At 73.9% G+C, this 23,340-nt stretch carries 17 protein-coding genes; 10 read left to right on the forward strand and 7 right to left on the reverse strand.

The window, feature by feature from the left end:
• Positions 1 to 58: 58 nt before the first annotated feature.
• The 4 genes from ACFC02_RS24970 to ACFC02_RS24985 all read right to left on the reverse strand — a co-directional run bounded on the left by ACFC02_RS24970 (position 59) and on the right by ACFC02_RS24985 (position 3,532).
• Positions 59 to 433, reverse strand: coding sequence for an RNA polymerase-binding protein RbpA (locus tag ACFC02_RS24970; protein ID WP_003977404.1), 375 nt, complete (start codon positions 431 to 433; stop codon positions 59 to 61).
• 279 nt (positions 434 to 712) lie between these two features.
• On the reverse strand, positions 713 to 2,059 hold the full coding sequence (locus tag ACFC02_RS24975) for an MFS transporter (RefSeq protein ID WP_376361396.1): 1,347 nt from the start codon (positions 2,057 to 2,059) through the stop codon (positions 713 to 715).
• A 67-nt stretch (positions 2,060 to 2,126) separates the two neighbouring features.
• Positions 2,127 to 2,894, reverse strand: a complete 768-nt coding sequence (locus ACFC02_RS24980) for a glycerophosphodiester phosphodiesterase (protein ID WP_376361399.1) — start codon at positions 2,892 to 2,894, stop codon at positions 2,127 to 2,129.
• Positions 2,891 to 3,532, reverse strand: a complete 642-nt coding sequence (locus ACFC02_RS24985) for a YitT family protein (protein WP_376361402.1) — start codon at positions 3,530 to 3,532, stop codon at positions 2,891 to 2,893. The genes ACFC02_RS24980 and ACFC02_RS24985 overlap by 4 nt, the downstream gene beginning before the upstream one ends.
• A 226-nt stretch (positions 3,533 to 3,758) precedes the next feature.
• On the opposite strand from ACFC02_RS24985, the gene ACFC02_RS24990 reads away from it, so the two are divergent.
• The gene (locus ACFC02_RS24990) at positions 3,759 to 5,258 is read left to right on the forward strand and encodes a PLP-dependent aminotransferase family protein (RefSeq protein WP_376361405.1); all 1,500 of its coding nucleotides are present in this window, start codon (positions 3,759 to 3,761) and stop codon (positions 5,256 to 5,258) included.
• Between the two features lie 105 nt (positions 5,259 to 5,363).
• On the opposite strand, the gene ACFC02_RS24995 is transcribed toward ACFC02_RS24990, so the two are convergent.
• Both ACFC02_RS24995 and ACFC02_RS25000 read right to left on the reverse strand, forming a co-directional pair.
• A complete protein-coding gene (locus ACFC02_RS24995) occupies positions 5,364 to 7,148 on the reverse strand; it encodes a hypothetical protein (RefSeq protein WP_376361408.1) in 1,785 nt (594 codons plus the stop codon).
• A gap of 88 nt (positions 7,149 to 7,236) precedes the next feature.
• Entirely contained in the window at positions 7,237 to 7,431 is a 195-nt protein-coding gene (locus tag ACFC02_RS25000; RefSeq protein WP_360978228.1) for a hypothetical protein, read from the reverse strand.
• A 408-nt stretch (positions 7,432 to 7,839) separates the two neighbouring features.
• Here ACFC02_RS25000 and ACFC02_RS25005 point away from each other — a divergent pair, with 408 nt between their 5' ends.
• From ACFC02_RS25005 to ACFC02_RS25030, 6 genes are all read left to right on the forward strand, one after another.
• The gene (locus ACFC02_RS25005) at positions 7,840 to 8,232 is read left to right on the forward strand and encodes an ankyrin repeat domain-containing protein (RefSeq protein WP_376361412.1); all 393 of its coding nucleotides are present in this window, start codon (positions 7,840 to 7,842) and stop codon (positions 8,230 to 8,232) included.
• Positions 8,233 to 8,555: 323 nt separating this feature from the next.
• Entirely contained in the window at positions 8,556 to 9,974 is a 1,419-nt protein-coding gene (locus ACFC02_RS25010) for a HEAT repeat domain-containing protein (RefSeq protein ID WP_376361415.1), read from the forward strand.
• A 225-nt stretch (positions 9,975 to 10,199) separates the two neighbouring features.
• A complete protein-coding gene (locus ACFC02_RS25015) occupies positions 10,200 to 10,895 on the forward strand; it encodes a GntR family transcriptional regulator (protein ID WP_376361417.1) in 696 nt (231 codons plus the stop codon).
• A gap of 192 nt (positions 10,896 to 11,087) precedes the next feature.
• Positions 11,088 to 12,614, forward strand: a complete 1,527-nt coding sequence (locus tag ACFC02_RS25020) for a hypothetical protein (protein WP_376361420.1) — start codon at positions 11,088 to 11,090, stop codon at positions 12,612 to 12,614.
• Positions 12,615 to 12,780: 166 nt separating this feature from the next.
• Positions 12,781 to 13,671 carry a hypothetical protein gene (locus ACFC02_RS25025; protein ID WP_376361423.1) on the forward strand — a complete coding sequence of 297 codons (891 nt, stop codon included), beginning with the start codon at positions 12,781 to 12,783 and terminating at the stop codon, positions 13,669 to 13,671.
• A gap of 39 nt (positions 13,672 to 13,710) precedes the next feature.
• Positions 13,711 to 18,384 carry a hypothetical protein gene (locus ACFC02_RS25030; RefSeq protein ID WP_376361425.1) on the forward strand — a complete coding sequence of 1,558 codons (4,674 nt, stop codon included), beginning with the start codon at positions 13,711 to 13,713 and terminating at the stop codon, positions 18,382 to 18,384.
• 87 nt (positions 18,385 to 18,471) lie between these two features.
• Here ACFC02_RS25030 and ACFC02_RS25035 read toward each other — a convergent pair whose 3' ends face one another.
• Positions 18,472 to 19,047, reverse strand: a complete 576-nt coding sequence (locus tag ACFC02_RS25035; protein ID WP_376361428.1) for a hypothetical protein — start codon at positions 19,045 to 19,047, stop codon at positions 18,472 to 18,474.
• 419 nt (positions 19,048 to 19,466) lie between these two features.
• Here ACFC02_RS25035 and ACFC02_RS25040 point away from each other — a divergent pair, with 419 nt between their 5' ends.
• Genes ACFC02_RS25040 through ACFC02_RS25050 form a run of 3 tightly spaced genes read left to right on the forward strand, consistent with a single transcriptional unit; the run spans position 19,467 to position 23,287 of the window.
• The gene (locus ACFC02_RS25040; RefSeq protein ID WP_376361430.1) at positions 19,467 to 22,454 is read left to right on the forward strand and encodes a nitrate- and nitrite sensing domain-containing protein; all 2,988 of its coding nucleotides are present in this window, start codon (positions 19,467 to 19,469) and stop codon (positions 22,452 to 22,454) included.
• A complete protein-coding gene (locus ACFC02_RS25045; RefSeq protein ID WP_376361433.1) occupies positions 22,451 to 22,882 on the forward strand; it encodes a roadblock/LC7 domain-containing protein in 432 nt (143 codons plus the stop codon). Before ACFC02_RS25040 ends, ACFC02_RS25045 begins: the two co-directional genes overlap by 4 nt.
• 9 nt (positions 22,883 to 22,891) lie before the next feature.
• A complete protein-coding gene (locus ACFC02_RS25050; RefSeq protein WP_376361436.1) occupies positions 22,892 to 23,287 on the forward strand; it encodes a DUF742 domain-containing protein in 396 nt (131 codons plus the stop codon).
• The last annotated feature ends 53 nt before the right edge of the window (positions 23,288 to 23,340 follow it).

Consider the following 23,340-nt stretch of genomic DNA (forward strand, 5'->3'; position numbering starts at 1 on the left):
CGCGTACGGCGCCCGTCCTGTTCGAGGTGCGCTGGTAACCGGCCCACGCCGCGCGGGGCTATGCGCTCTTGCGGCTGTCCCGGGGATGAACGGCGATGTTCATCGCCCCGGACCGCAGTACGGCGAGACGCTCCTCGAGGACCTCTTCGAGTTCCTCGCGGGTGCGCCGCTCCATCAGCATGTCCCAGTGCGTACGCGCAGGCTTGGCCTTCTTCTCCTCCGGGCCGTCGCCGTCCACCAGGAGTGCCTGGGCCCCGCAGACCTTGCACTCCCACTCCGGCGGGATCTCCGCCTCGACCGAGAAGGGCATCTCGAAGCGGTGCCCCTTCTCGCATGCGTACTCCACGGCCTGGCGCGGGGCCAGGTCGATACCGCGGTCCGTCTCGTAGCTGGTCACCACGAGGCGCGTGCCGCGAAGAGCTCGCTCACTCATGAATCGTGCCTCCCGGGCTTGTCGCCCACAGGACAGGTGTCGCTGTCGTCGTCATCCGGTCAACGTCCGGTCGGCGGTAAAGATTCCCGTTCCGATGTCCCGTTCCGGGTCATGTGTCGCCGTCGTAGCCGCAGCCTTGTCAACCAGTGCAGTACCCACCGGCGCCCGGTTTGTCACATCTGAAAGGAGATGTCACCCAGCGTTTCGGCATCTTTGACGCGCAGTAACGGTACGCCTGGCAGGCCAAACGCGTACACTACAGCCCTTTCGCCTCCAGCGCTAAATCCGGTCGGGCGCCGGGTTGCCCGCGGCCCGGATCGCCTGCGCCACCGGCACCCGCGCGAGCAGCGCGAACCCGATCACGAAGAACGCCACGAGCGAGACGATCGCGTCCCGGTAGCTCCCGGTCAGCTGGTAGGTGATCCCGAACAGCAGCGGCCCCAGCCAGCTCATGCCCCGGTCGCTCATCTCGTACGCCGAGAAGTACTCGGCCTCCTTGCCGGGCGGGACCAGCTGCGAGAACAGCGACCTGGACAGCGCCTGGCTGCCGCCGAGGACGAGACCGATCCCGGCCGCCAGCACGAAGAACCACACCGGGGCCCCGGCCGGCAGGAAGTATCCGGCGCCCAGGGTGAGGGTCCAGGCGACCAGCGAGGCGAGGATCGTCCGCTTCGCCCCGTACGTGCGGGCCAGCCGTCCCATCCCCAGGGCCCCGGCCACCGCCAGCACCTGCACCATCAGCACGGCCGTGATCAGGGTCGACTGGCTGAGCCCCAGCTCCTCCGAGCCGTACACCGACGCCTGGGAGATCACCGTCTGGATGCCGTCGTTGTAGACGAGGTACGCCAGCAGGAAGGCGAGTGTGAGCGGTTTGCCCCGCATGTCCCGCACGGTGGCCGCCAGTTGCCGCCAGCCGTGCCCCGGCGGTGCGGCGGCCCCCGTCCGCCGGTCGCGCAGCCGCTTCAGCGGTACGAGGGTGAAGACGCCCCACCACAGGCCCGCTGACGCCAGGCAGATGCGGACCGCCATCGCCTCCGACACACCGAAGGAGTCGTGGGCGGTGAACAGCACCAGGTTCGCCACGAGCACGAGCGAGCCGGCCGCGTAGCCGAACGCCCACCCGCGGGAGGAGACCGCGTCCCGCTCCTCAGCACGCGCGATCTGCGGCAGGTAGGAGTTGTAGAGCACCATCGAGACCGCGACCGACGCGTTGGCCACGATCAGCAGGAAGCCGCCCAGCAGGTAGCGGTGGCCGTCCAGGAGGAAGAGGGCCGTCGTCGCCGCCGCGCCCACGTAGGCGGCGGTCGCCAGCAGCGGCTTCTTGCGGCCGGTCCGGTCGGCCGCCGCGCCCGCGAGCGGCATGACCACGATCGCCACGATCACCGACAGCGAGACGCAGTACGCGAAGAACGACCCGGCCCGCACCGGGATCCCCAGCGGGTGCACGAACCCGCCGGAGTCCGCCGCCGACCGGGCGACCGAGGTCAGATAGGGCCCCAGGAACACGGTGAGCACGCTGGTGGAGTAGACGGAGCACGCCCAGTCGTAGAAGTACCAGCCGCGCTGCTCGCGCCGCCGTTCCGCAATCCCGTCGTCCGTCCGTGCCCGCACGGTGCCGGTGCCCACCCGCGCCCTCGCTTCCCCGCCTCAGCCGCCGAGCCGGCCTCCGGGGCGACAGCGGTCGCGGCCGGGCTCAGGCCCAGACGCCCCGCTCCTCCATGACCTTGCGCAGCGTGTCGATGTGATCGGTCATGATGCCATCGACGCCGAGGTCGAGGAGCCGGTGCATCTCCTCGGGCTCGTTGATGGTCCACACGTGCACGTGCAGGCCCCGCGCGTGGGCAGCGCGCAGGAACAGCCGATCGACCACCGGGACGCCCGACTGCGCCACCGGCACCTGCACGGCGACGGCCGACCGGCGCACTGCGGCCGGTACGCCCCAGGAGCGCAGCCGCAGACCCAGCACCCCGCGCGTGCCGTACGACGTCGCCAGGCGCGGTCCGGCCAGGCGCTGCGCCCGCTCGACGCGCGCCTCCGAGAACGACCCGACGCATACCCTCCCCCAGGCGTCCGCCCGTTCGATCACCTCCAGCAGGGGCCGCAGCGCGGGCTCCGCCTTGACGTCGACGTTCCACCGGACCTCGGGGAACGCCGCCAGCAGTTCCTCGAACAGCGGCACCGGCTCGCGGCCCGCCACGCGCGCGCGGCGCACCTCGGCCCACGGCAGGTCGGCTATCCGGCCCGCCCCGTCGGTCACGCGGTCGAGCGTCGCGTCGTGGAAGGCGACCAGGTGCCCGTCGGCCGTGGCGTGGACATCGGTCTCGATGTACCGGTACCCGAGCTCGACCGCCCTGCGGAACTGCGCCACGGTGTTCTCCAGCCCGTCGGCCGCCCCACCGCGGTGTGCGAAGGCGAGGGGCCCGGGGTGGTCGAGGTATGGATGTCGTACGGGCGTGGTCACGGACGCAGTATCACCCTTTCGGGTGTCCCGGTGGCAACGCCCGGGGCCGCGGGCGAGGCGAAGACCCGCAGGAAGAGCTGGGCCAGCGGGCCGATCGAGACGGCGTAGACCAGGGTGCCGACCCCGATCGTGCCGCCGAGGAGGAAGCCGGTGACCACGACCGCCACCTCGACGGCCGTGCGCATGAGGCGGATCGAGCGGCCGGTGCGCCGGTGGAGCCCCGTCATCAGCCCGTCCCGGGGTCCGGGCCCGAAACGGGCGGAGATGTAGAGACCGGTCGCCGCGCCGTTGAGCAGGATGCCCGCCACCAGTACCGGGATCCGCACCGCCAGGGTGCGGGGGTCGGGCACCAGGGCCAGGGTGCCGTCCATGGCGAGCCCCACCACGAAGACGTTGGAGACGGTGCCGAGGCCGGGCCGCTGGCGCAGCGGGATCCACAGCAGCAGCACCACCGCGCCCACGACGATCGACACGACGCCGATCGTCAGGCCGGACAGTTCGGCCAGGCCCTGGTGCAGGACGCCCCAGGGTTCCAGACCGAGTCCGGCCTCCACGAGCAGCGCGGAGCTGGCGCCGTACAGCACGAGGCCGGTGTAGAGCTGGACGAGTCGCCGCCCGAGGCGGTCCGGCATGGACATGATGCTCCCCCTGGTGATGGTCCTCGCGGTGGACCGGTGGCGGACCGGTGACGGCCCCTGATGGTGGATCGGTGGTGGACCGGTGGCGGCCCTGATGGTGGACCGGTGGCGGGTCGCGGTGCGGCCCGAATGGGGACCGGTGGTGAAAGTGGCCTGACCCGTGCCACTCTGTGGCGTGGGGAAGTGACCCATCCATGGCCAATTCGAGGAAGGTGGACTGGTACTCATGGCGCAGTGGACCTCGGCGGTGGGGGCCGCGCAGCTCGCCCGGCTCCTCAACTCCCAGCAGGAGCGCCCCGCGGGCCCCGGCTCGCGCCGCCCGCCCGCCTACCGTGCGCTCGCCGACGGGGTCCGGCTGCTGGTCCTGGAGGGCAGGGTTCCGGTGGCCGCCCGGCTGCCCGCCGAGCGCGAACTCGCCCTGGCCCTGTCCGTCAGCCGCACCACGGTCGCCGCCGCCTACGAGGCGCTGCGCACCGAGGGCTTCCTGGAGTCGCGGCGCGGAGCGGGCAGCTGGACCGCGGTCCCGGCCGGCAATCCGCTGCCCGCGCGGGGGCTCGAACCCCTCCCGCCGGAGGCCCTGGGCTCGGTGATCGACCTCGGCACCGCGGCCCTTCCGGCCCCGGAGCCATGGCTCACCCGCGCGGTCCAGGGCGCCCTGGAGGAGCTGCCGCCCTACGCCCACACACACGGGGACTACCCGGCGGGCCTGCCCGCGCTGCGCTCGATGATCGCCGAGCGGTACACCGCGCGCGGCATCCCGACCATGCCCGAGCAGATCATGGTGACCACCGGCGCGATGGGCGCCATCGACGCCATCTGCCACCTCTTCGGCGGCCGGGGCGAGCGCATCGCCGTGGAGTCGCCCTCCTACGCCAACATCCTGCAGCTCATGCGGGAGGCGGGCGCCCGGCTCGTGCCCGTGGCGATGGCCGAAGGGCTCACCGGCTGGGACGTGGACCGCTGGCGCCAGGTGCTGCGGGAGGCCGCGCCCCGGATCGCCTACGTCGTCGCCGACTTCCACAACCCGACCGGTGCCCTCGCGGACGAGGACCAGCGGCGCCGTCTGGTGGAGGCGGCCCGGTCCGCCGGGACGGTGCTCGTCGTCGACGAGACGATGAGCGAGCTGTACCTGGAGCCGGACGTGGACATGCCCCGGCGGGTGTGCGGCTTCGACCCGGCCGGCTCCACGGTGATCACCGTGGGGTCCGCCAGCAAGGCGTTCTGGGCCGGGATGCGGATCGGCTGGGTACGGGCCGCCCCCGACGTGATCCGCAGCCTGGTCGCCGCGCGCGCCTACGCCGACCTCGGCACCCCCGTACTGGAACAGCTCGCCGTGAACTGGCTGTTCAGCACCGGCGGCTGGGAGCAGGCCGTCGAGGTCCGCCGGGTCCAGGCCCGCGAGAACCGCGACGCGCTGGTCGCGGCGGTCCGCCGCGAACTGCCCGAGTGGGAGTTCGAGGTGCCCCGCGGCGGCCTGACCCTCTGGGTGCGCACGGGCGGCCTGTCGGGGTCGCGCCTCGCCGAGGCGGGGGAGCGGGTCGGTGTCCGGGTGCCCTCGGGGCCGCGCTTCGGCGTCGACGGGGCCTTCGAAGGGTACGTCCGGCTGCCGTTCACCGTGACCGGAGCGGTGGCGGAGGAGGCGGCGACACGCCTCGCGGCGGCGGCCCGGCTGGTGGAGTCCGGCGCGTCGGGAGGCGGCGAGTCGCCGCGGACGTTCGTGGCGTAGCCGCGGCGGGCGCGGCAACTGCGCAACCGGGTGGGCGGGGGCGGGGAGGCGAAGCGGCCTCGGGGACGGGGTGGCGGCGCACCTCCGGGTCCGAGACCGCCGGGATCAGGTCGGCTCGGCCACGGCCGCCTCCGGCACCACCCCCTCCGTCACGGCAGCCTCCACCGCCTCTGCTGACTCCACCGCTTCTGCGATCCCGGCGGCCACGGTGACCCCTGCTGCCTCCGCCACCCCTCCGGCCTTCGCCGCCTCCACGGGTTTCGTGACCTCCACCGGTTTCGTCACCTTCACCGGTTTCATGACCTCCACCGGCTTCGTCACCTTCACGGCCGTCGTCCTCATCACCGTCGTCGGCTCCGGCACCGTTTCCCCGTCCGCCGGTGTGGTCTTCGGCGGCAGCAGGTCCTGCACCGCCGCGCGCAGCGCGTCGCTCGTGCAGTCGTCGTACGGATCGGGCGTGGCCGGCACCTGGAGCCGGTGCACGGCCCCCGTGCCCAGCCGTGCGTACCCGCGCCCCGGCGGGACGACGGGCAGCGGCGTGGTGTGCGGCGGCGCCCCGAGCACGGCCTTCAACTGCTCCGCCGTGGCGGGGCCGAGCACTACGCGCGCGCGTGTGTGCTGCCGCAGCGCGTCGCTCAGCGCCTCGGCGCTGTCGAACTGCTCCGCGACGACGACCGTGACGTTGACGGCGCGGCCGTGCCGCAGCGGTACCTGGAGCAGCGCCTGCGGGTCCTCACGTCCTTCCGCGGCGGCCAGGTGCGTGAACGCGGTCGGCCGGTCGAGCAGCAGCCACAGCGGACGCATGGTGTCCTGCGGCGGTGGGTGGCCCGCCTGCCGTGCGCGGTTGACGGCGATCAGCCGGCGCTCGGTCTCGGTGGCCGCCCACTCCAGGCTCGTACGGACCCCGGCCAGCCCGCACTCGACCGCGAGGACACCGTCGCGGCCGGTCAGGCAGGCGTACTCGCCGGTGCCGCCGCCGTCGACGATCAGGACGTCGCCGTGCCGGAGCGCCTGGAGCGCGAGGGAGCGCAGCAGCGTGGAGGTGCCGCTTCCCGGCTGCCCCATGGCGAGCAGGTGCGGCTCGGTGGAGCGCAGTCCGGTGCGCCAGACGACCGGCGGGACGTCGTGCTGCTCCTCGCCGTACGTGAGGGGCAGCGTGCGCTGGACCTCGCTCGGGTCGGTGAAGCCGAGCACCGTCTCGCCCGGTGCGGTCACGAACCGCTGGGCGGCGATGCCCGTGGGCAGCGGGGCCAGCGCGGTGACGGCCAGCTCGTTGCCCTCCTCGTCCCAGACGAGGAGGTACTCCCGGCCGCGGCCGGCCTTGGTGGTCAGCAGGTGCTCGATCCGCGCGCGGGCCTCGGGCTCGCCGTCCGTGAAGTACGCCGGGTAGCGCACCAGCAGGTGGGAGAGACGGCCGGAGTCGTCGAAGGCGTAGGACGGGAAGGCCTTCTCCCACTCACCGCCGTGCGCGTACAGCGGCGCGGGGTCCTCGGCGGCCGAGAAGTACGGGACCAGCGCCTCGTACAGCGTGCTCAGGCGCTGCTTGCGCGGCTCGTCGGAGTCCACGGGCTCGGGCGGGGTGCGGTCGCGGCCCTGCCAGGCGGCTGCCCCCGTCACCACCACGGCGGCGAGCAGCGGACCGTAGGGCACCAGCGCCACCACCAGGATCACCGAGGCCACCAGGAACAGCAGCGGCCCGCGCCGGTCCTTGGGGGTCTGGGCCCATCTGTGCCGGCCGGCGGCCGCGAGCCGGCGCAGACCGCGGGCGATGGTGATCAGCGGGTGCAGGACGTCCGTGGCGCTGTCGGCCGCCGTCCGGGCCAGCTCCCGGCTCCGGGCGAGCTGAGCGCCGCCTGTGCTCAGAATGCGGGGGAGGGGGCGCCGGGCCACTGCTGCCTCCTGGGAGTGCTCAGGGGCGACGTGGCGCCCCCCTGGACGGAGCTTGTCGAGCGTGTCGGGGTCCTGGGGCGGGGCGACGTCAGAACCTCATGCCGCCGAGCAGGCTGGCCAGGCTCTCGCCGCCGGCTCTGATGCTCGGCGCGATCGCCGTGCTGGAGAGGTAGAAGCCGAACAGTGTCGACACACACGCGTGGGAGGGCTTCAGCCCGTCCTTGCGGAAGAAGATGAAGCCGATGACGCCGAACAGGACGACGCCTGAGATGGAGAGGATCATGTGAGATCTCCTGGTGTCGAAGGGGGACGGTGTCACCCTGAGTCCTTCTAGGATCACAGCATGTATCTGTATGACAAAAGGTGCAACTGGGTTAAATGCCCCTCATCACCCCCGGGGTGCGGGGATGGTGCGGAGGGCCGGCGGGCCCCGCTGTCGCATACGGCCCGGTCCGGGGTGATCTTCACCTCCGGCGCACCGGGTTCCGTCCCGGACGAGCCAGTACCCTGGCGATTCACCCGTACGGCCGCCCGGCGCTCATGGCCGTACGCTTGCTCCCCGCAGTGACCGGCAGTGCCGAGCAGTACCTGCGCAGTCCCCAGAGCGACACCTGCGCAGACTCCGGCGGTGCCCAGCAGTGCCCGCAGTACCCACAGTCCCCGAAGTTCGCAGTGAGAGGCGGTCCGGCCGATGAGTGATGCCCCCGACCCCGAGGTCGTGGAGCTGGCGACCAAGATCTTCGATCTGGCCCGGCAGGGGCGGACCGAGGCGCTCGTGGCCTACGTCGACGCGGGCGTACCCGCCGACCTCACCAACGACCGGGGCGACTCCCTCGTCATGCTCGCCGCCTACCACGGCCACGCCGACGCGGTCCGCGCCCTGCTGGAGCGCGGTGCCGAGGCCGACCGCGTCAACGACCGCGGTCAGACACCCCTCGCGGGGGCGGTTTTCAAGGGCGAGCAGGCGGTGATCGAGGCCCTGCTGGAGGGCGGCGCGGACCCGTCCGCGGGCACGCCGTCGGCCCTTGACACGGCCCGCATGTTCGGCCGTACGGAGTTGCTGCGCCTGTTCGGCGAGCAGTGAGACCGCGGGGCGCCACCATCTGAGGCTCCCCGCTGAACAGCCACGACACGGAAAACGGGGGAGGCGGTACAGGGCCGCCGGAAATTTCGGTCGCGGCAGCGCAGACGCCGGGTCATCATGACGTCGTGATTCACGGACGCGATGGCTGGGCAGGTGTTGCCGCACCGCGCGGACCGTGATGCGGTCCGCATGGGCCACCGACGAGAGGCAGAGGAAGATGGTCTACAACAAGCAAGAGACGGCGGGCGCCCCGACGTGTTGTCACGCGGCCAGGTAGTGCGTGTTCCCCGGTTGCGTCGACGCTTGATGTGAGGCTGTTTCCCATGTTCGATCCGGTCATAGCGCCCAGCGGCACGCTGCTCGGCCTGCTCCAGCGGGGCCGCGGCGACGGCACTCTGCACGCGCTCACCGCCCCCCGCGCCGAGGCGCTGGCGGCCCTGAACCACTGTGTGCTGAACGACCCCCGCCACGACTGGCAGGTGGAGAACCGCTCCCTGTACTACGCCCGGCTCCTGCTCGATCTCCACGGCGAGCTGGACGCCATCGAGGCGCACCTCTTCGACCCCGAGGACGCCCTGGACACCGACGAGTCCCGCACGGGGCTCGCCCTCGCCGTCCTCGGGCACCTGGCCTCCTACGGCAGGCGGGACGCCCTCGCGCTCCTGCGCGGATACGCCGCCACCGGTGCCAACTGGGCGTGGGCCCTGGACGAGCTGGCGCTGCGCGACGACGACGCCGGCCTGCGTGCCTTGGCCGCGCCCGTCCTGGCCCGCTTCGCCACCGACGCCGAAGGCGAGGCCGAGCTGGCCGCCGCCGTCCGCGACGCCTTCGAACCCCGGCCCTGGCGGCTGTGGGCCGAGGACCGGCGCCCCTCGATCGCCGGCCGGGTGCGCGCCGCCCACGAGGCGGGCTGCTTCGACCGCTGGCAGCGGCAGATGCGTCCCAGCGGGCCCCGGCCCGGCTGGAGCGTGCGGGCCGTGTTCGACTGGGCCCAGCAGGGCGTGGAACGGGGCGCCGCCCTGCATGTTCCGGCCGCCCGCTGTCTGGCCGCCGTGGCCGGTCCCGGCGACCGGCCCGAGATCCTGGGGGCCGCCCGGCGGGGCTCGGACGGGGCCCGGTGCACGGCCCTGCGCTATCTGGCCGACGGCAACGACCCGGACACCCTCGGCCTGATCGAGGCGGCCGTCTCCGACGGCACGGCCGCCGTCGTCGAGGCGGCCGTCGACGCCTTCGAACGCATGCGCAGCGTCGCCGCCGTCGACCGGGCCCGCGCCTGGGCAGGACGTCCCGACCCGTTGGGGGCCGCCGCCGGACGCGTACTCGCCTGTCGTGGCGGGGCCGGTGACCGCGATCTCGTCCTGGCCGCCCTGCGTGAGGCGGTGCGGGGCGAAGGGCCCGACGCGCCCACCTTGTGGACCCTCGTGGACGGCGCCGGACGGCTGGGCATCGCCTGCGCCGCACCCGTTCTGCGGCACATCTACCGTGAGACCGCCTCCTCCCATCTCCGCGGTCGCGCCGCCCGCGCGCTGGCCGCGACCGACCCTTCCTTCGCCGCCGGGTTCGCCGTCGAATGCCTGTGGGACTGCGAGGAGAGCACCCGCGAGGTGGCCGCACGGCATGCCGAGACCGCCGACCAGCGCGTCGTCGAGCAACTGCGCCGGCTCGCCGCCGACCCGGCCGAGGAGGACGAGGTCCAGACGGCCGTACGCAGCCGGTTCGAGCCCGACCTCCCCACCGGGTGAACGTCCGGCCGGGCCCTCGCCGTCCTTTGCGCCCGGTGTGAGGGGCGTGCTCCCGCCCGGTGTGAGGGACGCGGCCCCGCCCGGTGTGAGGGGCGCGGCCCGCTCCGGGCCGCGCGCCACGCCTGCCCCGGGCGTCGGCCAGAAGCGGGTAATGGATCGTTGAACAATCCATCGATCCCTCTGTCGTCTTGTCCTCTTGTCTGCGCTTGCGGTTGAATTCCGGGCATGGGAGAGCAGCTGACGCCGCTGGCGGACGACCGGGTCCTACTGGGGCGCACCAGCACCGCCGAACGGGTCGCGGACATCCTCAGGAGCCGCATCGCCGAGGGCTACTTCCCGCCCGGCACTCGGCTGTCGGAGGACAGCATCGGCGGGGCGCTCGGCGTCTCCCGCAACACGCTGCGCGAGGCGTTCCGGCTGCTCACGCACGAGCGGCTGCTCGTACACGAGTTGAACCGGGGCGTCTTCGTACGCGTACTGGCCGTCCAGGACGTCGAGGACATCTACCGCACCCGCCGCCTCGTCGAGTGCGCCGTCGTCCGCGGCCTGGGCGAGCCTCCGTACGCACTCGGCGGCGTCGCCACGGCCGTCGAGGAGGGCCGGCGGGCCGCGCGCGAAGCCGACTGGAAGACGCTGGGCACCGCCAACATCCACTTCCACCGCGAACTGGTCGCGCTCGCCGGGAGCGAGCGCACCGACGAGCTGATGCGCAGCGTCTTCGCCGAACTGCGCCTGGCGTTCCACGTCGTGGACGACCCCCGGCGGCTGCACGAGCCCTACCTCAGCCGCAACGAGCAGCTCCTCCAGATCCTCCGGAGCGGCGACCGGCACCGGGCGGAGAAGCAGCTCGCGGTCTACCTCGACGACTCGCTGGACAAGGTGGTGGAGGTGTACCGGCGCCGGGTCGGCCAGGACGCGTAGCGGCCCGTCCGCACCGGCCCCGGCCGCGGTGGCGCGAGGGTGTCCGGGCGCATGTGCGAGGGTGCCCGGCCCGGGTGTGACGGCGGTGGTGCGAGGGCGTCCGGCCGCCGGGCCCCGGTGCGTCGGCGGTGGTACGAGGGTGCGTCTGCGCCGTTTGGGTCGTTGTCAGACCGAGGACCTAGTCTGTGCACCGTGACTTCGCCTGCATCGACGGACAGCGTTCCGCCCCAGTTCAGCGCGGGGCCGCGCCCCGCGCCGGGCCCGGCCGCCGACGAGGGACTGGCGCGGCGACTGCGCGCGCTCGCGTGCACCGCGCCGCTGCACGACCTGGACGCGCGCAAGGCGAACCTCGCCGGCGAGTACTCGGTGTACGGCATGGCGGAGGTCGCCCTCGCCGCCATCGACCTGGTCACGCTCAACATGGACTTCGACACCGGTGCCGACCACGACCAGATCGTGGCCCGGCTCGTCCCGCGCGTCGCCGCCCAGGCCCCGCAGCGCCCCGCCGCCGAGCACGAGCGCGTCGCCCGCTGGGTCCTGGAGAACCTGATCAACGTGGGCAGCGCCGACCGCGGCTTCCGCGCGGTGTACGGCACGTTCGCGCCGGACGGCACCTACGTGCGCCGCGACTACGACTTCAAGCTGATCGAGGAGGTGCCCGGCCCCGGCGGCAGCGTCTACCTGCGCACGACGGACGAGGCGGTCAACGTCCTCGTGGGCGCCCTGGACACCGACGTCACCAGCGCCCAGATCGCCGCCGAGGTCAAGCTGGAGGTGCTCATCAACCGCGGCCGGCTCGCCGACGCGCAGCTCGCCGCCGAGCAGGCCCGCTACCGGACCGTGCAGTACTCGGAGACCCTGCGCAGGGCCCTGGACGCGACCCGGCGCAACGTCCGCGCGGTTGACTGGCTGAGCGCCGTACCCGACATGATCGCCGAGGCGCTGGACCACGTCGCCGACCGCTACCGGCACGAGAACGCGATCCTGACCAACATCCGCAAGGCGCGTGACGAGACCGAGGAGCCCGAGCACAAGCGGCGCGCCGCCGAACTGGTCGACATCGTCAAGGACTGCATCCGCAGACACACCCAGCTGCAGTCCCGGCTGCTGGAGGCCGGCCCCCTCTTCCGCGCCGAACAGGACCGACAGGCCTTCGCCACGCCGCTCACCACCTCGGGAACCGACCTCTACGGCCACCTGCTCGCCCCCACCCTGCCGCTCCCGCTGGAAGGCGCGATCCGGGTCACGGACGCCTTCTTCGCCCACGGGACCGGGCTGCGTACCCCCGTCTCCGTCAGGGTCTCCGACCTCGTCGACATCCTGCTCACGCCGCCCGTGGAACGGGAGCACCTGGGCGCCGAGATGCCCGAACCCGACCTGATCGCCACGCCGGACGACAGCCGGTTCAGCGAGGAGCAACTGGCGGCCGCCATGGAGCTGCTGGACCTGCCCGCCGACGTCCCGCGCCGGCTGTCGGGCCTGCTCGCCGAGGCCCGCCGCGCGGACGCCGACCTGCCCTACCTGGTCGCGCTGCTGGCCGTGCACGCGGCCAGCCCGCCGGTCGGCACCGCCTACCGGCAGGGCGAGGAGAAGCTGCTCTTCGCCGTGGACGACGGCACGGAACTGGACGACCCGGAGTTCGGCGGCGCCGACCTGATCGTCGGGACCGCGCTCCTCGACGCGGCCGGGATGGCGGCGGACCGGACGGAAGCCGCATGAGGCACGAGCCGGACGAAAGCCGCGTGAGACGCGGACCGGGCGGCGGCTTCACGAACCGCGGACCGGACGGGAGCCGCATGAGCCGCGGACCGGGCGGCGGCTTCATGAGCCGTGTACCGGACGGAAGCAGCACGAGTGAGCGAGAGCGTGACAAGGAGCCCCAGCAGTGAGTGAGCACGTCGAGTGGAACGAGGCGGAGACCCCCGCCCCGTCCGCGACCGGCGCCGTCACCCCCGCCGACGCCGCCGACGCGGCCCGGCTCGTCGCCTTCGGGCTGCAGCCCAGACTGCAGCCCGCCCGGGACCAGGAGTACGCCGACCTGCTGCGCCGGCACCGCGAGGACCCGGCGTTCGCCCGCCTCGCGGACGCCGTGGCCGCCGGACTCGGCCTGGTCGTCCTGGAGGTGTCCCCGCGCGCGGGCATGGCGGTGACCGCCGCCGAGGACTCCGTGTTCGCCGTTCGCATGGGCGACTACGCGCGGCGCACCGCCGCCGACTCCGCGGACCGCTTCCTGCACGGGCTCGCCCATCTCGCCGTGGCCGCCCTCGCCTTCCCGCGCCCCGAGGACCTGGCCGACGACGGCTACATCGGCCGCGTCACGGTCAACGGCGTCGACGCCTTCGTGCGCCAGGCCTGCCGCCGACTGGAGGAGCGCGCCGAAGAGCAGGGCGAGAACACCGACCCCGCCACGGACGCACCCGGCCTGGAGGCCGCCTGGCGGATCTGGGCCAGACGCAGCGCGACCGGCGCCACCAAGGACGCCCGCCGCCCCGCCGCCTCCACCACGGGCATCGTCGCCAAGGCCCTGGCGTTCCTCACCGACTCCGGGTTCCTGCAGCGCACCGGCGACGAGAACGGCGGCACCTACCGCACCACCGCCCGCTACCAGCTCCAGGTGCGCGACATGGCCGGCGGCGCCGCCCTGGCCGAACTGCTGGACCTGGGCGTCGTCCCCGTCACCGACGGCACGGCGAGCCTGCTGCCCGCAGAGGACGGCGACGACCTGGAACTGGTGGCCGACGCCGGCCTGCCCTTCCACGCCCCCGCCCAGCACTGAACCTCCCCCGAACCGCCAGAAAACTGACGAGAGTCCGCCATGTACGAGCTGTCCCGGGTCCGCCTCTACTCCATCGGTCCGGCCGGTGCTCGCTACGCCGACACCGTGCTCGACCTGCGGGGCGTGGGCGAGCCGGTGCCCGATCCCGCGCCCACCCAGGCGGAGTTCTTCGAGGAGGAGCCGGTCGGCCCGCCGCGCCGACCCGCCCCCGCCGGCGTGCTCTTCCTGGAGAACGGCGGCGGCAAGTCGGTCCTGCTCAAGCTGATCTTCTCCGTGATGCTGCCCGGCCATCGCAACACCCTCGGCGGCGCCAGCTCCGGTGTGCTGCGCAAGTTCCTGCTCGCCGACGACTGCGGCCACGTGGCCCTGGAGTGGCAGCACGTGCAGACCGGCGAGTGCGTCGTCGTCGGCAAGGTCAGCGAGTGGCGCGGACGGCAGGTCTCCAACGACCCGCGCAAGTTCGCCGAGGCCTGGTACTCCTTCCGGCCCGGCCCCGGGCTCACCCTGGACAACCTTCCCGTCGCCGAGGCAACCTCCGTACGCCCGCCCGTGGAAGGTGCCTCCGGCGCGCAGGGCCGGCGCCGCACCATGAAGGGCTTCCGGGACGCCCTCACCGACGCGGGCAAGGCCTACCCGCACCTCGAAGTGCACTGGGAGGAGATCCACGACCGCTGGATCGAACACCTCGGCGACCTGGGCCTCGACCCCGAACTCTTCCGCTACCAGCGGGAGATGAACGCCGACGAGGGCGAGGCGGCCGGCCTGTTCGCGGTGAAGAAGGACTCCGACTTCACCGACCTGCTGCTGCGCGCCGTCACCGACACCCGCGACACCGACGGACTCGCCGACCTGGTCAGCGGCTTCGGCAACAAACTCGGCCGGCGCGCCGAACTCATCGCCGAACGCGACTTCACCGCCGGGTCCGTGGACCTGCTCGGCCGGATCGTCGAGGCCGCCGAGGCCCGCACCCGTGCGCGTGACATCCACACCGCAGCCGAACGGCGCACCCGCACCCTGGCACGGCGGCTGGCCGCCCGAGCGGTGCGGGAGCGGGTACGCGCCGCCGACCTCGCCCAGCGCGTCACCGCCGCCGCCTACACGGTCACGCATTCGGAGGGTGCCCGTGAGCGCAGCGCGCTGATCGCCGCCGAACTCGCCTACCGCCACGCCTCCCTGGCCCTGACCGCGGCGGAGAAGTCCGCCGCCGCGCAGAAGCGCGAACTGGCCGACGCCCGCACCCTCCACTCCGCCTGGCAGGCCGCCGAGGCCGCCCTGCGCCACCGCGCCGCCGCCGACCGCGTCTCCCGCGTCTCCGCCGCCATCCAGGAGGCCGAACGGGACGCTGCCCCCGCCCTCGCCGCCCGCGCCCGGGCCGCCGTGGACCTCGTACGGGCCCTGCACGCGGCGGCGGAGCGCGCCGAAGCCCTCGCCAACGAGGGCGAGGAGCGCTCCGCACAGCTCCAGGAGGCCGGCGAGACGGCCCACCGCGACGCGACCGCCGCCGCCACCGAGGCGCAGCGCGCCCGCAGCGAGGCCGGGCATCTGCGTCAGCGGCTCGCCGAGGTCGAGCAGGAGACCGCCGAGGCCGTCCGCGCCGGCTGGCTCGACGACAGCGCGCCCGACGCCGACCCGGCCCGCGCCGCCCTGGCCGCCAGCGACGCCGAGAAGACGGCCGTCGCCGCCTGGGACGAGGCCCGCGAAGCCGCCCGCAGGAGCGCGGAACACGCACGCGAAGCCGCCTCGGCCGAGTCCCGCGCGGAACTCACCGCGGCCCGCGCGGCCGACGCGACGGCGGCGGCCGAACGGGCCCACGAAGCCGAACGGCGCACCGCCGAGACCCTGGCGGGCGAGCAGCGGCTCGCGGAGCTGCTGAACCTGCCGGCCACCGCGGTCGGGCGGCCCGGCGTACCGGGCCCGCGCACGGGCTCCGAGCACACCGCGGGCACGGGGAAGACGCCCGTACCCGAGACGGACACACGCGCCGACAGCGCCCTCCGCCTCGCCGAGGACTCCCTGACCGCCGAAGAGCTGGACCGCTTCGCCGACGAACTGCGCGCCCTCCTCGACGACGCCGTCTCCTCCGCCGAGCGGCACCTGTTCGAACTGCGCACTGCCGCGGCCGACGACTCCCGGATCCTGGGCGCCCTCGGCGACGGTGGCCTGCTGCCGCCCGGACCCGACGTCCTGGCCACCGTCGAATTCCTCGGCGAGCACGGCATCCCGGCCCTGCCCGGCTGGCGTTACCTCGCCCAGGCCGTCGACCCCGCCGACCATGCGCGTGTGCTGGCCGCCCGGCCCGAACTCGTCGACGGCGTGATCATCACCGACCCGGACACGCACGCCCGGGCCCGTGACGCCCTGGCCGACGCGGCGCTGCTGCCCCGCTCCGCCGTGGCCGTCGGCACCGCGGCGGCCCTGCTCGCGCCCACCCCGGCAGCGGACGCCACCACCACCGACGTCTTCCTGGTCCCGCCGAACCCGGCCATGCACGACGAGCACGCCGCCGACGAGGAACGGCAGGCACTGCGCGCCAGGGCGACCGAGCGGGACGAGGAGATCCGCCGCCTCGCCGCCCGGCTCGGCAAGGACCGCGAACTGGCGGCCCGCCTCGCCTCCTGGCGCACCGGCTGCCCCGCCGGACGGCTGGCCGAACTGGCCACGGGCGCCCAGGACACCCGCACGTTCGCGGAGGAGGCCGAGGCCGAGCTGGCCGAGGCCCGCGCCGTCCGCGCCCAGGCCGAGGAAGCCGCGGCCGAGGCCGCTCAGGTACGCGACGAGCGGCAGGAGGGAGCACAGAAGGCCCGGCGCGCCGCCGACGCCCTCGCCGGGCTCGCCTTCCGGCTGCGCGAGCGCGCCGGCTGGCAGGCCAGACTGCGCGAACTCGCCGACGAGGCCGCCGAGTCGGAGGCCCGCGCCCAGACCTGCCTGGAGCGCGCCCGCGCCGCCGACGAGGACCGGCGTGCCGCCCAGCGCGCCGCCGACGACGCCCGCCGCACCGCCCGCGCGCTGCGCGCCGAGCGCTCCGAGATCGCCGGCGCCCCCGACGACGTACCCGAGGCCGACGGGGACGCGCCGAAGGCGTCCCTGCCCGCCCTGCGCGAGGCCTACCGCGCCGCCTCCCAGGTCTACGAGAAGGTCGGTGTCGGCGCCGACCTGCGCGCCGAACAGGCCCGCGCGGAGGGCGACGAGAGCGCCGCCCGCGCCGAACTGGACCGCCTCAGCAACAAGGTCCGCACCCGCGCGGAGCAGCTCCTCGAGTCCCCCGACGGCTCGGACGGCCCGTCCCGGCAGGCCGCCGCCGCGCGCGCGGAGGAGCTCGTGCAGCTCCTGGAGACCCGGATGTCCACCGCGAGCGAGCAGCTCGGCCGGCTGCGCGGCGAAGCCGAACGGCTCGCACCCGTGGACGCCGAGACCCACACCGAGCTGCCCGACGACCTCCTCCCGCGCGACGCCGAGCACGCCCAGGCGCTGCTGCGCACCGCCACCGCCGAACTCGGCGCCCGCACCGAGGCGCTGGACGGAGCCCGCGAGGCGCACGGCGAGCTGCTGGACGCCCACCGCGCCGCCGAGGACGCCGCAGGCGGCTTCGACGAGATCGCCGCCATGCTCCGCGACCTGCTGCGCGAGCACACCGGTGACGAGGAGCAGGAGGAAGCCGAGCCGTACCCCGGCAGCCCGGAGGCGGCCCGCCAGGCGGCGGCCGAGGCCCGCAGGTCGCTGCGCGGCTGCGCGGCCGACCTGTCCGCCGCCGAAGGAGCCGTACGCGAGGCGAGCGACATCCTCGTCCGGCACGCCAACTCCACCCGCTACGAGCAGGTCCGCACGCCCGCCCGGCAGCAGATCCGCGAACTGCCCGCCTCCGCGCTGCCCGAGCACGCCGGCAAATGGGCCGAGGCCTTCGCGCCTCGGCTGCGCGTCCTCACCGACGAACTGGCCCAGCTGGAGCGCAACCGCGACTCGATCGTGGACCGGCTTCGCGGCCTCGTGGAGTCGGCGCTCGCCACGCTCCGCTCCGCCCAGCGCCTGTCCCGCCTTCCCGAGGGGCTCGGCGAGTGGTCGGGGCAGGAGTTCCTGCGCATCCGCTTCGAGGAACCCGACCAGGCCACCCTGACCGAGCGCCTCGGCGAGGTCATCGACGACGCCACCCGCGCCGCCGTCAGGAAGAACTCGGACCTGCGCCGCGACGGCATGTCCCTGCTGCTGCGCGGGGTGGCCGCCGCCCTCCAGCCCAAGGGCGTCGCCGTGGAGATCCTCAAGCCGGACGCCGTGCTGCGGGCCGAACGCGTCCCCGTCGGGCAGATGGGCGACGTCTTCTCGGGCGGCCAGCTGCTCACCGCCGCGATCGCCCTGTACTGCACGATGGCGGCCCTGCGCTCGAACGACCGGGGCCGCGACAAGCACCGCCACGCGGGCACCCTGTTCCTGGACAACCCCATCGGCCGCGCCAACGCCACCTACCTGCTGGAACTCCAGCGGGCCGTCTCCGACGCGCTCGGCGTGCAGCTCCTCTACACCACCGGCCTGTTCGACACGACCGCGCTGGCGGAGTTCCCGCTGGTCATCCGGTTGCGCAACGACGCCGACCTCCGGGCCGGGCTGAAGTACATCAGCGTCGAGGAACACCTGCGGCCCGGGCTGCCCCGGCAGACCCCGGCAGAGGAGACGGTGCACAGCGAGATCACAGCCACCCGGATGTTCAAACGCCCGGCCTGACGAGCGGCCACCGAGGGGCGACGGCCCGTCCCTCGCGGAAAGGGGCCTGCCACCGGCGGGACCGCTCCGGCCGGCGCCCGACGGGGCCTACCAGGGGTGCGACAGCCGCCCGGTGCCGCCGCCGCGGCGGCGTATGCGCTCCTCGGCGCGCTCGGTCGTCCGCTGCTCCCGCCGGGCCCGGCGCCGCTCGCGTCGCAGAGCGCGCGCCGTGCTGCTGGGGGCCGAGACGACCCCATGGCGCTGGTTCCAGACCTGGCGGGTGACCCAGACGTCGAGCGCTGCCCAGGTGGCCGCGATCGTGCTCGCCACGCTGCTGATGACCATGGGGAAGGCCAGCCACGACCCCGCCAGGGTGCACAGGAACGCCACCACGGCCTGGATGAGCGTCACGGCGATGACCAGCACCGCCCGCACCGCCGCCTCGCGCACCGGATCCGGCATCCTGCGCCGCCGCGCGGGCTCCTCCACCCACAGGGGTCTGCACAGGGGCGGTTCAGCCGCTTCGCCCCGGTCCGCCGTGTACGTCCGTCCGCCCGCGCCCCACCGGCCGGCCCCGGCCTCCGGAATGTCGCGATCCGGTGCCCCCGGTGCCATCCGACCAGGCGCCGTCAACTGGGCCGTACCGCTGTCGGCGACCTGCTCGCGCCGCCCCGCCGTCCCCATCAACTCGTCACTCCCCACCGCCGGCAGCCCGCTCGCCCCGGTGTCCGTAGAACCGGCTCCCCATTGGCTGCCCGGCTTGCGCTGTTTTACGCGGCACAGATGCGGAACGCGGCTCCAGTGGCCGATTCCGCCTCCATGCCCCATGGAGTAGGACGAAGGACACGTCGTGAAGATTCCCGGCAGACGCATGATCTCGGCCAACCGGCAGGCGCGGCCCCCCAGTCAAGGGCGGCGCACGCCCCTCTGTTCCGGTCCGTCATCTCCCGCCATGCCCGGACAACTCGCCATCTCTCGCCCGCGGTGCGAGGGCTTGGGCCCCGGCCGCCCCTTCGAGATACCTGTGTGTCGGTAGTAGGCTCGCGCCGTTTGTTGACGTACATGTGTACCCCCGGACTGCGGGGGTCGAGCTGGGGGAGGCCATGCGCTTTCGCGGGAAGTCCATCCGCAGGAAGATCGTGGCGCTCCTCCTCGTGCCGCTGCTGTCCCTGACCGCCATCTGGGCCTTCGCCACCGTGCTCACGGGACGGCAGGCAAGTGAGCTGTTCAACTCGTCCTCCGTGGTGGAGAAGATCGCCTACCCCACCGAGGACACCGTGCGCGTCCTGCAGCAGGAGCGCCGGCAGACCCTCGTCCACCTCGCCGATCCCCGCGCCGCGGACGCCCTCGCCGCACTGCGGCGCAGCCGCGCCGCCACCGACCGGGCCGTCGCCCAGCTCCGCCGCAACGCCAGCGACAGCGGCACCCGCGACGCGCTGGGCAGCGGCGGTGACGGACGGCTGACCGCGGTGCTCGACGCCCTGGACGGCATCGACTCCCTGCGCCGCAGCGTCGAGGACGGCACCGTCCGCCGCGCCCAGGCGCTCGACCTCTACAACCGCCTGGTCGACCCCTGTTACGGCCTGCTCGCCGGACTCCGCGTCGTCGACGACGTGGAACTGGACAAGCAGTACCGCGCCCTCGTCAACCTCTCCCGGGCCCGTGAACTCCTCTCCCGCGAGGACGCCCTGCTCGGCTCCTCTCTGGTCGTCGGCGCCCTCACCCCCGACGAGAGCCGCGACGTCGCCGCACTCGTCGCCCAGCGGTCCCTGCTGTACGACGTGAACCTGCCGCTGCTGCCCGCCGCCGAACGAACCCGCTACCAGCGCTTCTGGGCGAACGCGGGCTCCGCCCCGCTGCGGGTGGCCGAGAAGGCCGCCGTCTCCACCCGGTCCGGCACGCCGCGCGGTGTGAGCGCGAAGGGCTGGGACGGCGCCGCCGCCAATGCGCTCGAAGACCTCGGCACCCTTGAGGACCGTGCCGAGGACCGCTTCCAGGACCGGGTCGGCCCGGTCGCCCTGAACGTCATCCTGCAGGCGGCCGTGGCCGGCATCCTCGGCCTGGTGGCCCTGCTGGTCTCCCTCTTCCTCTCCGTCCGCATCGGGCGTGGGCTCATCCGCGACCTCAGGCAGCTCCGCCTGGAGGCCCACGAGGCCTCCGGCGTCCGTCTGCCGAGCGTGATGCGCCGCCTGTCGGCGGGCGAGCAGGTCGACGTGGAGACCGAGGCCCCGCGCCTCGAATACGACAAGAACGAGATCGGCGAGGTCGGCCAGGCACTCAACACCCTTCAGCGGGCCGCCGTCGAGGCCGCCGTGAAACAGGCCGAACTGCGCGCCGGCGTCTCCGAGGTCTTCGTCAACCTGGCCCGCCGCAGCCAGGTCCTGCTGCACAGGCAGCTCACCCTCCTCGACACCATGGAACGCCGGACCGAGGACGCCGAGGAACTCGCCGACCTGTTCCGCCTCGACCACCTGACCACCCGGATGCGCCGCCACGCCGAGGGACTGGTGATCCTCTCCGGCGCGGCTCCGTCGCGGCAGTGGCGCAAACCCGTCCAGTTGATGGACGTCGTACGCGCCGCCGTCGCGGAGGTCGAGGACTACGAGCGCGTCGAGGTCCGCCGGCTGCCCCGCGTCGCCCTCACCGGCCCCGCCGTCGCCGACCTCACCCACCTCGTCGCCGAACTCCTGGAGAACGCCACGGTGTTCTCCCCGCCGCACACCGCGGTCCAGGTCCTCGGCGAGTGCGTCGCCAACGGGTTCACCCTGGAGATCCACGACCGGGGCCTGGGCATGGCCGCCGAAACGCTGCTGGACGCCAACCTGCGGCTCGCCGAGACCCCCGAGTTCGAACTGTCGGACACCGACCGGCTCGGCCTGTTCGTGATCAGCCGGCTCGCCCAGCGGCAGAACGTCCGCGTCTCGCTCCAGCCGTCCCCGTACGGCGGCACCACCGCCGTCGTCTTCATCCCGGACGCGCTGCTGACCGAGGACGTCCCCGACACCAACGGTGTCGGCTTCCGTCTCGACCGGCCCGCCGCGAAGACCGAGCGGGAGGAGGGCCGCAGGAACGTTCTCTCCCAGACACCCGTGCACCTTCCCGGCCTGCCGGTCTCGCTGCTGGACGGGCCCGTCGAACTGGAGGCGCCGGTCGGCCTGGACGCCGTCGCCGAGTACGAGGAGTTCCCTGGTGCCCTCGGCGACGAGGACAGCGAACGCGGCGGACTGTTCCGGCCGCGCTCCCCGTCCCGGCCGCAGACGAACGAGACGGCCCCCCGCCACCCCGCCGGCCCCCGGCCGGGCACCGGCCCGCGCACCGCGTCCGGCCGCACCGCCGGCGACGGGGAAGCGGACGGCCCGGTACCGCTGACCCGGCGCAGGACGCCCAAGCTGGTCCGTTCCCACGGACGCCCGGTCACCGAGGCGCGGACGCGGCGCGAGGGCGCGGACCGGCAGGACACCGCGCGGACCGCGGGCTCGGCCGCCGAACCCGCCGAGCTGCCGGCCCGACGGCGCGGCGAGGCACCGACGAGACGGAACACGGCCGGGACCGACCCGCGCGACGGCCGAGGCGCCCCGCCGACGCCGCCGCCCGCGCGCGGGGAGGAGGACCAGCCCCCGGCCCTGCCGCAGCGCACACGCAGGACCGCCCGCGCCGCCGGAGAGCAGGAAGGCACGGACGGCACGGACGGCAGGGGGCGCGCGGAAGGCACGGGAAGCACGGCAAGCCCAGGGAGCACGAAGCGGAGCGCAGCCCCGGAGCCCACCGCGCCGGCCACGCCACCCACCGGGCCCGCCCCGGCGCCCACCGCCCCCCGCGACCGCGTCGGTGCGTCCCGAGAGCCGGCCCCCGACGCCGGGGCGCTGCCCCGCCGCGTCCGGCAGGCCAGCCTCGCCCCCCAGCTCAAGCAGACTCCCGAGCGGCGCCCCGGCGCCCGGGCCGATCCGGGTGAACGGGACGCCGACGAGGTCCGCAGCCGCATGGCCTCGCTCCAGCGCGGCTGGCGGCGCGGCCGCGAGGAGAACGCCGAGGGCGACGACGCCCACGACGGCAGCACAGCACAAGGAACGACTAAGGGGGACGGTCGATGACCGCACCGAAGACGACCGGCCACACCACCGGCAAGAAGGAGCTGAACTGGCTCCTCGACGACCTCGTGGACCGGGTCGCGAGCATCCGCAAGGCCGTCGTGCTCTCCAGCGACGGCCTTGCGACCGGCGTGTCCAAGGACCTGTCCCGGGAGGACAGCGAGCACCTGGCCGCCGTCGCCTCCGGCTTCCACAGCCTCGCCAAGGGCGTGGGCCGGCACTTCGAGGCCGGCAGCGTCCGGCAGACGCTCGTCGAACTGGACGACGCCTACCTGTTCGTGACCGCCGCCGGTGACGGCAGCTGCCTCGCCGTCCTGGCCGACGCCGACTCCGACATCGGGCAGGTCGCCTACGAGATGACGCTCCTGGTCAAGCGGGTCGGAGTGCATCTGGGCGCGGCCCCCCGCACCGATCTGCCCGCCGGCGGGTAGTGGGATGGTATGAACGGAGACGGTCAGGCAGGAAGCCACTGGTTCGACGACGAGGCCGGACCGGTGGTCCGCCCGTACGCCATGACGCGTGGCCGTACCAGCCACGCGGGCCAGCACCGCCTCGATCTGATCGCGGTCGTCATCACCGAACCGCACGTGGACGATCCGGAGACGGACCACTCGCTCTCCCCGGAGCACGTGGACATCGTCGAACTGTGCCGTGACACCCCGCAGTCGGTCGCCGAGCTGGCCGCGGAACTCGATCTGCCGATCGGTGTCGTGCGCGTCCTCATCGGGGACCTCGTGGACGAGGAGTACGTCCATGTGAGCCGGCCGGTGCCACCGGCCGAGCTGCCGGACGAGAGCGTGCTGCGCGACGTGATCAGCGGACTGCGCGCTCTGTGAGCATCCCGGGCGGCGAAGCCGCGGGTCACCCCCGGCGAGCAGAGCCCGACCAG

Source organism: Streptomyces sp. NPDC056160 (assembly GCF_042268205.1).
Taxonomy (GTDB): Bacteria; Actinomycetota; Actinomycetes; order Streptomycetales; family Streptomycetaceae; genus Streptomyces.

Coding starts and splice junctions, on each gene's coding strand:
- ACFC02_RS24970 (WP_003977404.1), bottom strand. CDS start 433: ATGAGTGAGCGAGCTCTTCGCGGCACGCGCCTCGTGGTGACCAGCTAC.
- ACFC02_RS24985 (WP_376361402.1), bottom strand. CDS start 3,532: ATGTCCATGCCGGACCGCCTCGGGCGGCGACTCGTCCAGCTCTACACC.
- ACFC02_RS24990 (WP_376361405.1), top strand. CDS start 3,759: ATGGCGCAGTGGACCTCGGCGGTGGGGGCCGCGCAGCTCGCCCGGCTC.
- ACFC02_RS25000 (WP_360978228.1), bottom strand. CDS start 7,431: ATGATCCTCTCCATCTCAGGCGTCGTCCTGTTCGGCGTCATCGGCTTC.
- ACFC02_RS25005 (WP_376361412.1), top strand. CDS start 7,840: ATGAGTGATGCCCCCGACCCCGAGGTCGTGGAGCTGGCGACCAAGATC.
- ACFC02_RS25010 (WP_376361415.1), top strand. CDS start 8,556: ATGTTCGATCCGGTCATAGCGCCCAGCGGCACGCTGCTCGGCCTGCTC.
- ACFC02_RS25015 (WP_376361417.1), top strand. CDS start 10,200: ATGGGAGAGCAGCTGACGCCGCTGGCGGACGACCGGGTCCTACTGGGG.
- ACFC02_RS25030 (WP_376361425.1), top strand. CDS start 13,711: ATGTACGAGCTGTCCCGGGTCCGCCTCTACTCCATCGGTCCGGCCGGT.
- ACFC02_RS25035 (WP_376361428.1), bottom strand. CDS start 19,047: ATGGGGACGGCGGGGCGGCGCGAGCAGGTCGCCGACAGCGGTACGGCC.
- ACFC02_RS25040 (WP_376361430.1), top strand. CDS start 19,467: ATGCGCTTTCGCGGGAAGTCCATCCGCAGGAAGATCGTGGCGCTCCTC.
- ACFC02_RS25045 (WP_376361433.1), top strand. CDS start 22,451: ATGACCGCACCGAAGACGACCGGCCACACCACCGGCAAGAAGGAGCTG.
- ACFC02_RS25050 (WP_376361436.1), top strand. CDS start 22,892: ATGAACGGAGACGGTCAGGCAGGAAGCCACTGGTTCGACGACGAGGCC.